We start from the raw sequence: 12,507 nt of genomic DNA, 5'->3' as shown, positions 1-12,507 counted from the left end.
GTAACAACCAGGCGGGAGTCCCTTCCAAGCGAAATCGCGGTATCTCACACCACTTTGTCAGGATCGGGCTCAGCCCCCGGCCGGCAGTTCGCTGAGCACCACCGTGACCGTCCTCCTGGTGCCGTCCGGACGCATCAGCTCCACCCGCACCTTGTCGCCCGGCTTGAGCGTGGCCAGGATCTGCGAGAGGTCGCTGGCGGTGGGGGTGGCGGTCCCCTCGACCTTGACGATCACGTCGCCGGGGCGGATGCCCGCCTTGTCCGCGCCGCCGCCGGGAGACACGGAGCCGACGGCCACGCCGATCGGTTCGCCGCTCGCGTCGACCGCGGTGCCGACCCGTACGCCGAGGGCCGCCCGTCGGCTGTTGACGACCTGGCCGTACCGGATGATCTGGCGGGCCACGTCGGTCGCGGTGTCGCTCGGGATCGCGAAGCCGAGGCCGGGCGCGGTGCCCTGCTGCGGATCGACGGCCGCCAGCGTCGGGATGCCGATGACCCGGCCGGACAGGTCGACCAGGGCGCCGCCGCTGTTGCCGGGGTTGATGGGCGCGGAGGTCTGGATGGCGTTGGTGATGGTCGCGGCCCCGCCGCCGGCGTGCCTTTCACCCGTCACGGTGCGGCCCAGGGCCGACACGATGCCCTGGGTCACGCTGCCGGAGAAACCGAGCGGGTTGCCCATGGCGAGCACGATCTGCCCGACCTTGAGGTCGGCGGAGCGGCCGAAGGTGGCGGGCGTGAGCCCGGTCGCGTTCTCGACCTGGATCATCGCCAGGTCGCCGGGAGGATAGGAGCTCACCAGCCGGGCCCTCCTCGGCTTGCCGCCGGTGGCCAGCGTGACCTGGAACTCCCTCGCGGCGCCCACGACGTGGGCGTTGGTCAGGATGTGGCCTTCGGTGTCGTAGACGATGCCGGAGCCGAGGGCCTGGCCCGTGGTGATCTGCACGATCGACGGAAGGACCCTCTTGATGACCTGCTCGTAGGTCGTCTCGAGCTCGATCGGGCGGCTGGGCGCGGGCGCCGCCGTGCCCGTCGTCCGGGGCGCGGCCGGGGTGGCGGCCCCGCCCGGCGTGGTTCCCGACGCGCATCCCCCCGTGACCAGCGCGGCCACGGCCGGGCCGGCGACCGTACGGAGGACCTTCCGTGAGAGCTGCATAGCCCCCTGTCTACCTGCGCGAACGGCCGCCGCAAGGCGGCGCGCCGGGACCGGCGCAGGTCATGACGGGTGCCGGGGGCAGCCGATACCGGAGCCCCCGGAACCCCCGGTCTAGCCAGCGAATATTCCTCTAGAATATGGTTCTACAAGGACCTAGCGCTGGAGGATCTTATGGGGATCGGGCTGAGCGAGGAGCACGAGGCGCTTCGCGAGTCGGTGACCGGATGGGCCGAGCGGGCCGTGCCCGCCGACCTCGTGCGGAGCGCGGTAGGCGTCCTCGCCGATGCGGGCACGGAGGAGCGTCCGCCCTTCTGGTCCGCTCTCGCCGGCCAGGGGCTGCTCGGGCTGCACGTCCCCGAGGAGTACGGCGGCTCCGGCTACGGCCTGCTGGAGGCCGCGGTGGCGATCGAGGCGCTGTCGGAGCGGGTGGCGCCCGGGCCGATGGTGCCGACCGTGCTCGCGAGCGCCGCGATCCTCGCCGCGGAGGGCAAGGCGCAGGCAGACCTGCTGCCCGGGCTCGCGGACGGATCGCTGACCGGCGCGGTGGCGCTCGACGGCGCGGTCACCGGCGCGCGCGACGGCGACGCGCTGACGATCGGCGGGGTGGCCGCGTACGTCCTCGGCGCGGCGGTCGCCGACGTGCTGGTCCTGCCGGTCGCCACGGACGCCGGTGAGGAGTGGGTGGCGATCGACGCCGCCCAGGCGACGGTCACCGAGGTCAAGTCGCTCGACCTCACCCGCGGCGTGGCCAAGGTCGAGCTCGACGGCGTACGGGTGCCCGCCGAGCGGGTGCTGACCGGCCTGACCGGCGCCGAGGTGCGCAACATCGCCGCGATCGTCCTCGGCGCGGACGCGGTCGGGGTGGCCGCCTGGTGCGTAACCGCCGCCGCCGACTACGCGAAGGTCCGGGTGCAGTTCGGCCGGCCGATCGGCCAGTTCCAGGGCATCAAGCACAAGATCTCGCGGATGCTGGTGGCGCTGGAGCAGGCGCGGGCCACGGTCTGGGACGCCACCCGGGCGGAGGGCGCCGAGCGCGACTACGCCGCCGCGATCGCCGCCGTCATGGCGCCCGACGCCGCCGTGCAGTGCGCCAAGGACGCGATCCAGACGTTCGGCGGCATCGGTTACACCTTCGAGCACGACGCGCACCTGTACTACCGCCGGGCGCTGACGATCCGCGCGCTGCTGGGCTCGTCCTCCGAGTGGTCCGACCTGGTGGCCGCGCTCGCGCTGGGAGGCGTCGCGCGCGAGATGGAGATCGACCTGCCGGAGGAGTCGGAGCCGCTGCGCGAGTCCATCCGGGCGGAGCTCGCCGAGATCGCCGCCCTGGAGGGCGCCGAGCAGAAGCGGGCCCTGGCCAAGGCGGGCTTCGTCATGCCGCACCTGCCCAGGCCCTGGGGCCGCGCGGCCTCCCCGCTGGAGCAGGTGCTCATCCACCAGGAGGTCAGGGCGGCCAAGATCAAGCTGCCGCAGATGATCATCGGTGCGTGGGTGGTGCCGTCGCTGGTCACGTACGGCACGCCGGAGCAGCAGGAGCGGTTCCTGCCGCCGACGCTGAGCGGCGAGCTGATCTGGTGCCAGCTCTTCTCCGAGCCGGGGGCCGGGTCCGACCTCGCGTCGCTGCAGATGAAGGCGGAGAGGGTCGAGGGCGGCTGGAAGCTCAACGGCCAGAAGATCTGGACGTCGGTGGCACACGTCGCCGAGTGGGCCATCTGCATCGCCCGTTCCGACACCTCCAAGCCCAAGCACGACGGCATCACGTACTTCCTCGTCGACATGAAGGCGCCCGGCGTCACCGTGCGGCCGCTGACCGAGATGACCGGGGAGAACCTGTTCAACGAGGTCTTCCTCGACGACGTCTTCGTGCCCGACGAGCTGGTCGTCGGCGAGGTCGACGAGGGCTGGCGGGTCGCGCGGAACACTCTGTCGAACGAGCGGGTCTCGCTGTCGTCCGGCTCGGGCGGCACCGGCGCCTCGGTGCCCGACCTGCTCGGCCTGGCGGGCCGGCTGGGCCGCGAGCTCACCGCGGCCGAGCGGCAGGACCTCGCCCGCGTCGTCTGCGAGTCCCACTCGATCAACGCGCTGTCGCTGCGGGTGACGCTCAAGCAGCTCGCCGGCAGCGAGCCGGGCGCCGACGCCTCGGTGCGCAAGCTGCTGTCCACCGCGCACGCGCAGAACGTCTCCGAGGTGGCGGTCTCCCTGCTCGGCCCGGCCGCCGTCACGGCCGCCGACTGGAAGCTCGGCGACGCCGGCTACTGGAACCGCGCCGTGCTCGCCACCCGGGCGATGACCATCTACGGCGGCACCACCGAGGTGCAGCTCAACATCGTCGCCGAGCGCATGCTCGGCCTGCCCCGCGACCCCGAGCCGGGCAAGTAGCATCCGGGCGGCCGGGCGGGCCGGTGGCAGGCCCGCCCGGCCGCTCGTGCGGTGACCCCGTGCGTCCGCCGTGCCCGGCGACGCGCCGGTCCGCGTCCGTGCCGCCGGGTCAGCCGTCGCGGTGGCGCGAACTCGTCGCGAGGGCGGGATCGTCGAGGTCGAGCCGGCCCAGTTCGGTTCTGGAGGCGACGCCGAGCTTGGGAAAGGCCTTGTGCAGGTGGTAGCCCACGGTGCGCGGACTCAGGAAGAGCTGGGCGCCGATGTCGCGGTTCGTGGCGCCCCGCGCGGCCAGGCGGACGATCTGCAGCTCCTGCGGGGTGAGCAGACCGGCCGCGCCCACCGCGCGGACGTCGCCGGACACTTCGCCCGTGGCGCGCAGTTCGGCGCGGGCACGCGTGGCCCAGGGGGCGGCGCCGGCGCGTTCGAACATGTCCAGCGCCTGCCTGAGGTGGACTCTGGCGTCGGCCTTGCGCCGGTTTCTGCGTAGCCATTCTCCGAACAGGAGTCTGGTGCGGGCCTCCTCGAACGGCCGCCCTCCGTTGAGGTGCAGGCGGACGGCACGGACGTAGTCGCTCTCCGCCTCCTCGTCCCGCGCGGCGGTCAGCGCTCTGCAGCGCAGGGCGACGGCACGCGCCCAGGGCTGCCCGGTGGCGGCGGCCCACTCGTCGAACCGGGCGAGCGGCGCCCCGGCCCGTTCGGGCTGCTCGCACCGGACCGCCGCCTCCACCAGATCCGGCACGAACAAGGTGGTCGAGAGCTGGTGGCGGACGGTGCCGGCGATACCTGTCTCCAGATGGTCCAGTGCGGCCCGCGTCCTGCCCTGTCCGAGGGCGAGCAGTCCCTGCGCCCAGACGGCCCAGGCCAGGCTCGACACGTTGTCGTGGTCCATGGCGTGGGCGCGAACGCGGCTCGTGAGCCGTTCGCAGGTCCGGTCGTCGCCGGAGACCGCGGCGAGCCACGCGAGCACGCCCTGCAGGTGGTCGACCCGGTGATGCTGCCCGGTGTCCTCGGCGATGCGCACGGCCTCGGTGGCCGACGCCTTCGCGTCCCGGAACCGGCCGAGGTAGAGCTGGCTGCTGGCGAGGTTCTGCAGCGCGTGCGGCAGCCAGCCGATCATCCCCTGGGCCCGGCAGTCGCCGGCCAGGCCGGCGGCCAGATCGAGGGACGTCTCGTCGTCGCCCACCATGAAGGCCATCGACGCGATGATGAGCCGTTCTCCGGGGCCGGCGGCCTGGGACCTCCCGGCGTCGGCGAGTGCCGCGTGGATGGGCACCAGCCCGCGGGCGGAGTCGCCCGCCAGCAGGGCGGCCAGTCCGGTCAACGCGGAGATGACCGGGTGGAGGGGGTGCCCGGCCGGCAGATCCAGGGCGTGGAGCCGTTCGACGGCCTGCCCGGCGAGTTCGGGCGCGCCGGCGAACCAGGCGTCGCGTACGGCTTCCGCCAGCATGGACCCGGCCATGGCCGGGTCTGCCGCCGTGATGGGGGTGGCGGCGGTCATGAGGATGCCGTGCGCGACGCGCGGTGAGCCCTGCTCGAACTCGACGGCCGCGCGGACCCTCGCGAGTTTGGCCTGCTGACGCGGATCGTCGGTGAGCAGGGCCGCCCGGTCGGCCAGCGCGCGCGACCGCGGGAGCTGGCCGGCGTCCATCGCCGCCTCGGCGGCGCTGATCAGCCGGCGTACCCGCTCGCGCGGGTCCGGGGTGAGCTGCGCGGCGCGCTCGTAGGCCGCGGTCGTGGCGGCGTGGCCGCTTCTGCGCCTGGCCCGCTCGGCCGCGTGTTCCAGCACGGCGGCGACGGCCTCGTCGGGTCCGGTGCAGGCGGCGGCCAGATGCCAGGCCCGTGCGTCGGCGTGCCGGCTCCCGCCGGCGGCCTCGCCGAGTGCGGCGGCCAGTGCCCGGTGGGCGGCCACGCGCCTGGTGAACGGCGCTCCCTGGTAGGCGGCCGCCCTGATCAGCGGGTGACGGAAGGAGAGCTCCCCGTCGACGCGGATGAGCCCGGCACGCTCAGCCGGTTCGGCCGCGTCAGGGCCGACGCCCAGCCGCTGCGCGGCCGCGAGGATGACGGCGAGGTCGCCGGTGCTCTCCGCGGCCGCCACGAGCAGCAGGGCCCTGGCGGGTTCGGGCAGGGCCTGGATCTGCGTCTGGAAGGCCTCCCGCATCCGCCCGGGAAGCGGGAGCGGCCCGAGGTGGTAGGCCAGCGGACTGACGTGCCCGGCCCGCTGTCCGGGCGTGAGCCCCCCGGAGAGTTCGATGAGCGCGAGCGGGTTGCCCTCGCTCTCGGCGAGGACGCGGTCCCTCACGTGCGGCGCCAGCGTGCCGGCGGTCGCACCCAGCAGCGTGGCCGCGTCCGCCGGTCCGAGGCCGCCGAGCCTCATCTCGGGCAGGCCGGCCGGCGGGAGACCGTGACCGCCGTCCCGCAGGGACAGGATCAGCGCCACCCCCTCCGCCTCCAGCCGCCGGGCGGCGAACAGCAGCGCGTCGGCCGAGGAGCGGTCCAGCCACTGGGCGTCGTCCACCAGGCACAGCAGGGGCCCGTCGCCGGCGAGCTCGGACAGCAGGGTCAGCGCGCCGAGCCCGACCAGGAAGCGGTCGGGCGTGGTCGCGGGGGCCAGCCCGAGGGCTCCTCTGAGGGCCTCCGCCTGCGGGGCCGGCAGCCGGTCGAGGCGGTCGAGCCCGGAGCGCAGCAACAGGTGGAGCGCGGCGAACGCCAGCTCGGCCTCGCTTTCGATGCCCACCCCGCGCAACGTCCGCATCCCGGTGGCGGACGCCTTCCGCGCCGCGTGGTCGAGGAGCGCCGTCTTGCCGATCCCCGCCGGACCGCGAATCACCAGAGCGCCGCTCCGGCCGTTCCCGGCCTCGGCCAGCAAGTGATCTATCCGATCGGTTTCGGCCCTCCGCCCGTACAGCACGGACCGATCTTATGGAGGACGTGACGTATGCCCGCTTCGGGATGACCGGTCACATGACGGATTCCGGGTGGGCGGCGCCGCCCTAGCGTCGTCGGCATGGCTCTTCTCGACACCGTCACCAAGCACCTCATGAGGAGCACCGGATGACCAGTCACCGTTCCGCCGTCGCCGCCGGGGTCGTCGCCGCCGCCCTGATCGCCGTGTTCGCCTACCTGTCACCCGGTCTGGCGCTCTGGCTGACCTTCATCCCGGCGATGCTGATCGCCTACGGCTGCCACCTCGCGACCACCGACCGCCGGCCCCCCGACCCCTCCCGGGTGCTGCCGGTCTACCTCATCGGCCTGGCCTGGCAGTTCCTTCACTTCGGGGAGGAGTTCATGAACGGATTCAACCGGCGCTGGCCCGTCGAGGTCTTCGGCGCGCAGGCGATGTCACTGTCCCTGTTCGTCTGGATCAACATGATCTCCTACGCGGCCTTCGCGCTGGGCGCGCTCGCGATCTACCGGGGCTGGCGGGTGCCGCTGCTCATCGCCTGGTTCTTCGCCGTCATGGGGGCGATGGGCAACGCGATCGGCCACCCCGTCTACGACCTGGTCTCGGGAGACCTCGCCTTCCCCGGCATCGTCACCTCCCTCGGCTACTGGGTCATCGGCCCGATCCTCGTCCACCGCCTCTGGACCGCCGGTCTTCCCCGGGCGGCCGTCACCCCGGACGCCCGCCCGATCGCCGCCTCCGTCTGACACCGAAGGGAATCGTCATGCCCCTGTCTCACATCCCGGATCGGGAGATCGCCGAGCGGCCCGCCGGCTACGGCGGCCCGAACCTGTCGCCGGTGGGCCTCGAACTGGTGCCGCACGAACTCGCGCCCGGCGTGTGGGCGCTCATGGCCAACCTGCCGCCGAAGGACAACAACGGCGTGATCGCGGGGCGGAACGCCGCCCTGGTGGTCGACGCCGGGATCACCCCGGGCGTCTCGGCCCGGATCCAGGCGGCCGTCACCGGTCTCACCGACCGGCCGCTCCGCTACCTGGTCAACACGACCTACCACGGCGACCACACCTTCGGCAACGCCGCGTTCCCCCGGGAGGTCGTGATCATCTCGTCCGGGGCGAACAAGGCGAACATGACCGACCTGGCATACGAGAAACAGACCCGGTCGGCCAACATGTACGGTGACGCCGCGCTGCTCGACGAGGTCACCGTGTGGCGGACGCCGGACCTGACGTTCGACTTGTCCGCCGAGATCGACCTGGGAGGACGCGTCGTCCAGCTTCATCACTTCGGCCCCGGCAACGGCCCGGGAGACACGATCGTGTACGTCCCCGACGCCCGCACCGCCTGGACCGGCAACTTCCTCTGCCACGCCGGCACGGCCCACATGCTGCTCCAGGGCGGCCCCGAACCGTACGTGGGCTCGCTGCGCAGGATGCGCGAGGCCCTGCCGGACCTGGAGACCGTCGTCCCCGGTCACGGCCCGATGGGAGACGGTCCCGCGGCCCTGGACGATCTCATCGGCTACCTCGAACGACTCCACGCCGAGGTGGAGGCGAGCGTGCGGGCGGGTCGCGATCTGGAGGAGACGTTCGCGGCGTGCACCGATCCGTGGGCCGAGCGCCTCGATCCGCGGCTGTCGGCCGCCCTCGCGCGTTATCCGGTGCCACCGGAACTCGCCCGGCAGGGCATGCTCACTCTCTGCCGCGACCTGCACCGGCTGAACGTCCTGGCCACCTACCGCCTCTACGAGAGCCGCTGAGGACCGGTCGAGTTCGGTGACGTCGATCTCCGGCGACACCGGCGGCTCCGATCGCCGTCAGCGCCGACCGGCGGTCACCGCTCGATCCAGCGGTAGGCGTGCCACCACCCGCCGCAGGAGGTGACCGTGCGGGTGAGCGCGTCCCGGTAGCAGACCTGGACCCGGAGGTCCTGGGGAACATGCTCTTCCCAGTCGTGGAAGGAGAAGCGGGCGTAGCCGTCCGGCCCGCACTTCTTCAGCGTCCTGCTCCACGTCTCTTCCTCGGTCTTGGCCTTCAGGCGCAGGTAGGCGCACAGCCTGGCCGGGGAGTTCCGGTCGTACAGCCGCGCCTCGACGTTGAAGCTGCCGTTGTCCTCGTCCTCCCACACCCGGCCGCGGACCATGGCCCGCGCGCCGTTCCGGTACGCCGAGTAGAAGGGCCCCCAGTCGGCGTCCAGGCCGGTGTAGCTGAAGGCGGCGACCTCGCCGGGGCGGGCGGTCGGGGTGGGCCTGGGAGTCGGGGTGGTGTCGGGAGCGGCCGCGACGGAGGGGGTGGGCGTCGCTTGGGCCGGGACGGTGAGCGCGGCCAGGCCGCCCGCGACGACGGCGAGGACGGCGAGACCGGTCAGGTGGCGGGTCGAGCGGGGCATGTGATCCTCCGGTGTACTGGGGTGCGCCGTGACGTGCGGGCGGGGCGGGTCGCCGCCCGGGAGTCGCGGCGGCCGTGTCCCAGTGGTAAGGCCGAGCGCTTGCAACGGCCTTGCCGTCCCCTTTCTCCGCTGGGCACAGGCCGCCGACAGGCGCCGACGCGATCGAACGCCGTCAAGGCGGGCCACTAGCCTGGACGACATGTGGCGGCCCTTCCGGTTTGTGCGGCTTGGCCTTGTGGGGCATGCGGGCGCCGCACGGGGGCCGGCGATCGTGCGGTTCGGGCCGGCCCTGCTCGGCCTGGCGTTCGGCGTGCTCGCGCTCGGGCCCGCGCTGGGGCCGGGGTTCACGCTGCGCTACGACATGGTCTTCGTGCCGGACCCGCCGCTGCGCTTCGGCGACGGCTTCCCCCGGGCCGTGCCGAGCGACCAGGTCGTGGCGCTGCTGTCCGCCGTGATCCCGGCCGAGATCGTGCAGAAGGCGATCCTGCTCGGGCTGTTCACGCTGGCCGCCTCCGGGGCGGCGGCCCTGGCCGGTGAGGCCCTGTCCTACGGGTCCGCCGCCGGCGGCGCGCCCGAGGCCCGGGTGCGGGCGGCGGTGCTCGTGCCCCGGCTGGCCGCCGCCGCCTTCTACGCCTGGAACGCCTATCTCGCGCAGCGCCTGCTCCTCGGCCATTGGGCGCTGCTGCTGGGGTACGCCGGACTGCCCTGGGCCGTGCGCGCCGCGGCGCGCGGCGGGCCCGGGCGGCTCGCCGCGGCCCTCCTGCCCGCCGCCGTGGGCGGGTTCCAGGCCATGCTGGTCAGCGCCCTGGCCGTGCTCCCGGTGGCCGTGCTGCGCGCCGGGACAGGACGGGCGCGCGCGGTGCTCAGGTCGGTGTCGTGGGCGTCGGCCGTGGTCGTGGTGCTCAGCCTGCCGTGGCTCGTGCCCGCCCTCCGGTCGGACGCCGTGACCGACCCCGCCGGGGTGGCCGCGTTCGCGCCCCGGGCGGACGGGCCGTTCGGCACGCTCGGCAGCCTGCTCAGCCTCGGCGGCATCTGGAACTCCCACGCCGTCGTGCCCGGCCAGGACGGCCCGGGGCTCGCCGCCGTCCGCCTGGCGCTGACGCTCGTCGCGGTCGCCGGGTTCGTACGGCTCGGCGGTGCCACCCGCAGGCCCGCGTGGTGGCGGGGACTGGCGGTGGCGGCGTGCGCGGGTGTCCTGATCGCCTGCGCCGGGGCCTTCGCGTCCGGTGTGCTGCGGGAGCTCGTCGGATGGTGGGCGGGCTTCGGCCCGCTTCGCGACGGGCAGGTGTACGTCGCGCCGCTCGCGCTCGCGCAGGCGGCGGGCGTCGCGGTCGTGGCGGCGGCCCTGTGCCGGAGCCTGCCCGCCCCGGTGGCGGCGGCCGCCGTGGCGGTGCCGGTGCTCGTGCTGCCGACCTTCGCGCTGGGCGCGTCCGGCAGGCTCGGAACGGCCGGATATCCCGGCGAATGGCGCCGCGTCCAGGCCGTCGTCAACGGCGATCCCGCTCCCGGCGCGCTGCTGTCGCTGCCCTGGAGCGCCTACCGGGCCTTCTCCTGGAATTCGGGACGGGTGGTCCTCGACCCCGCGACCAAGATGTTCTCCCGGCCCGTGCTGTGGAACGAGACGCTCGTCGTCGGCGTGCCGGGCGGCGGGCGGATCCGGGTCGCGGCCGAGAGCCCGCGGGTCCGCCGGATCGAGGCGGTGGCGTCGGCGCTCACCACGGGGCTCACCACGGAACCCACCACGGAACCCACCACGGAACCCACCACGGCCGGGGGCACACCGCCCGCCGGCCCTCCGGTGTCGTCCGCGGCGGACGGGCTGCGGCGGGAGGGGGTGCGCTACGTGCTCGCGGCCGGGCTTGATGAGAACACGTTCTTGTCCCGGCTGCCGGGGGCGACCCCCGTATACAGAGGCCGGGAGCTACTGCTGGTGCGGCTGTGACCAGCCAAGATCGGGGACGGATGGCATACTGGACAGTAAGTCTTTTTATCACGGTTTGACCAAGGCTATGGTGTAGGACCTGTATCACGTTCTACTCTCGGCCTCTATCGCCCGCTCCCGACAAGGAGGAAGCATCCGTGTTGAAGGTGCTGGCTGCTCTCGCGGTCGGGGCCGTGCTCGCCGGCGTCGCCTCCGTGGCGGTCGTCAACGTGGCAGCGCCCACCGCGGAGCCGCCGAACAAGCCGCTCTACAACTACGGCGACAGGTGAACGCGGCAGACCTGAGACCCGTTCCATAAGGACCTCCGCGAAGTCCGAGCCCGCCAGGGGGTGTGGTCTCGCCACGCCCTCATGCGTCCGTGCCCCGATTCGCCCGCACCGCCGTAACCGCCCCGTCCGGGTGACGCGGTGCCCCCCGAACTCCCGCCGAGACGTGTCACCCGAAGGAGTGGTCGTGGTCGCACAGGGTGCGAAGGCGAAATCCTCGGGGCGCCCGGCCCCCCTTCCCGAGCCGCCCGAAAGGCCGCACCTGGCGGCGGCCGGCGCCGCCCCGGCCGCCGTTCCCCTTCTCGCGGGCGTACGCGTGGCCGTGCTGAACTTCCGCGAGCCGAGCCAGACCGTCGCCGGCGGCGCGGAGGAGTACGCGTGGCGGGTCTCCGCCTACCTCGTCGGCCAGGGCGCGAGCGTCAGCTTCCTCACCAGCCGGGAGCGGTACCAGGCCCGCGCCGAGTCGCGTGACGGCATCCGGCTGCGCAGGATGGGCGGCAAATACCTGGTCTATCTCCTCGTCCCGCTCTGGCTGCTGCTGCACCGCCGCCGGTTCGACGTCGTCGTCGACTGCATGAACGGCATCCCGTTTTTCTCCCCGGTCGTGGCGCGCCGCCGTACGCGGGTGATCTGCGTGGTCCACCACGTGCACGACCGGCAGTTCTACGCCTTCTTCCCGCGCTGGCTGGCGCGGATCGGCTGCTTCATCGAGGGGCCGGTGGCGCGGCTGCTGTATCGCCGGTGCACGACGGTGACGGTCTCCGAGTCCTCCCGCCACGAACTGCGCGAGCGCCTGCGCTGGCTGGCCCCGATCGAGGTGGTGCCCAACGGCAGCCCGACCGCCAGGCCCGTCGCGAGCGAGCCGGTGCCGGGCGACCCGGCCGTCGTCTACCTCGGACGCCTGGTCGGGCACAAGCGCGTCGAGCGGGTGGTCGAGCTCGCCGCCGACCTGGCGCCCGGCCGTCCGGGCCTGCACGTGCACGTCGTCGGGAGGGGGCCCGAGCACGAGCGGCTGGCCGAGCGGGCGGGCAGGCCCGACGTCGCCGGACGCGTCCACCTGCACGGATTCCTGCCGGAGGCGGAGAAGAACGCCGTGCTGAGCCGGGCCAGGCTCAACGTCACGGCCTCGGAGTTCGAGGGCTGGGGGCTGACCGTGATCGAGGCGGCGGCCCTCGGCGTGCCCACCGTCGCCTACGACGTGGCCGGCCTGCGCGACTCCGTACGGCACGGCGTGACGGGCTGGCTGGTCCGCGACGGCGAGCGGCTCGCCGACGTGGTCGACCACGCCCTGCGGGAGCTGGACGACCCCCTGACGAGGGCCCGGATGGCCCGGGCGTGCCGGCGCTGGGCGGGCGAGTTCACCTGGGGGAAGACCGGGGCCGCCATGACCGGGCTGGTCGCGGGCGAGCTCGGCCGGCTCCCCGTACGTCCGGCCGCACGGCCGCCGGACGACCGCCGTGAGCAGGAGGCCTGAGCGC

At 73.7% G+C, this 12,507-nt stretch carries 9 protein-coding genes; 6 read left to right on the top strand and 3 right to left on the bottom strand.

From position 1 onward, the window contains the following. Positions 1–69 precede the first annotated feature (69 nt). Positions 70–1,152: a S1C family serine protease gene (locus AAH991_RS24595; protein ID WP_346228262.1), complete on the bottom strand. Its 1,083-nt coding sequence runs from the start codon at positions 1,150–1,152 to the stop codon at positions 70–72. A gap of 171 nt (positions 1,153–1,323) precedes the next feature. On the opposite strand from AAH991_RS24595, the gene AAH991_RS24590 reads away from it, so the two are divergent. Continuing rightward, on the top strand, positions 1,324–3,531 hold the full coding sequence (locus tag AAH991_RS24590) for an acyl-CoA dehydrogenase family protein (RefSeq protein ID WP_346228261.1): 2,208 nt from the start codon (positions 1,324–1,326) through the stop codon (positions 3,529–3,531). 109 nt (positions 3,532–3,640) lie between these two features. Here the strand turns inward: AAH991_RS24590 and AAH991_RS24585 are convergent, their stop codons facing one another. After that, the gene (locus tag AAH991_RS24585; protein WP_346228260.1) at positions 3,641–6,439 is read right to left on the bottom strand and encodes a helix-turn-helix transcriptional regulator; all 2,799 of its coding nucleotides are present in this window, start codon (positions 6,437–6,439) and stop codon (positions 3,641–3,643) included. Between the two features lie 143 nt (positions 6,440–6,582). On the opposite strand from AAH991_RS24585, the gene AAH991_RS24580 reads away from it, so the two are divergent. After that, the gene (locus AAH991_RS24580; RefSeq protein ID WP_346228259.1) at positions 6,583–7,179 is read left to right on the top strand and encodes a hypothetical protein; all 597 of its coding nucleotides are present in this window, start codon (positions 6,583–6,585) and stop codon (positions 7,177–7,179) included. A 17-nt stretch (positions 7,180–7,196) separates the two neighbouring features. Then, positions 7,197–8,192 carry an MBL fold metallo-hydrolase gene (locus AAH991_RS24575; RefSeq protein ID WP_346228258.1) on the top strand — a complete coding sequence of 332 codons (996 nt, stop codon included), beginning with the start codon at positions 7,197–7,199 and terminating at the stop codon, positions 8,190–8,192. A gap of 74 nt (positions 8,193–8,266) precedes the next feature. Here AAH991_RS24575 and AAH991_RS24570 read toward each other — a convergent pair whose 3' ends face one another. Further along, on the bottom strand, positions 8,267–8,821 hold the full coding sequence (locus AAH991_RS24570) for a hypothetical protein (RefSeq protein WP_346228257.1): 555 nt from the start codon (positions 8,819–8,821) through the stop codon (positions 8,267–8,269). Between the two features lie 271 nt (positions 8,822–9,092). Between AAH991_RS24570 and AAH991_RS24565 the strand changes: the two genes are divergently transcribed. From AAH991_RS24565 to AAH991_RS24555, 3 genes are all read left to right on the top strand, one after another. After that, positions 9,093–10,763, top strand: coding sequence for an MmpA family trehalose lipid delivery protein (locus AAH991_RS24565; RefSeq protein WP_346228256.1), 1,671 nt, complete (start codon positions 9,093–9,095; stop codon positions 10,761–10,763). A gap of 137 nt (positions 10,764–10,900) precedes the next feature. After that, a complete protein-coding gene (locus tag AAH991_RS24560; RefSeq protein WP_256862666.1) occupies positions 10,901–11,032 on the top strand; it encodes a hypothetical protein in 132 nt (43 codons plus the stop codon). Positions 11,033–11,216: 184 nt separating this feature from the next. Next, the gene (locus tag AAH991_RS24555; RefSeq protein WP_346228255.1) at positions 11,217–12,503 is read left to right on the top strand and encodes a glycosyltransferase family 4 protein; all 1,287 of its coding nucleotides are present in this window, start codon (positions 11,217–11,219) and stop codon (positions 12,501–12,503) included. Positions 12,504–12,507: the final 4 nt, after the last annotated feature.

The organism is Microbispora sp. ZYX-F-249, assembly GCF_039649665.1.
GTDB classification, from domain to species: Bacteria; Actinomycetota; Actinomycetes; order Streptosporangiales; family Streptosporangiaceae; genus Microbispora; species Microbispora maris.
This window is presented reverse-complemented; position numbering and strand designations above follow the sequence as displayed.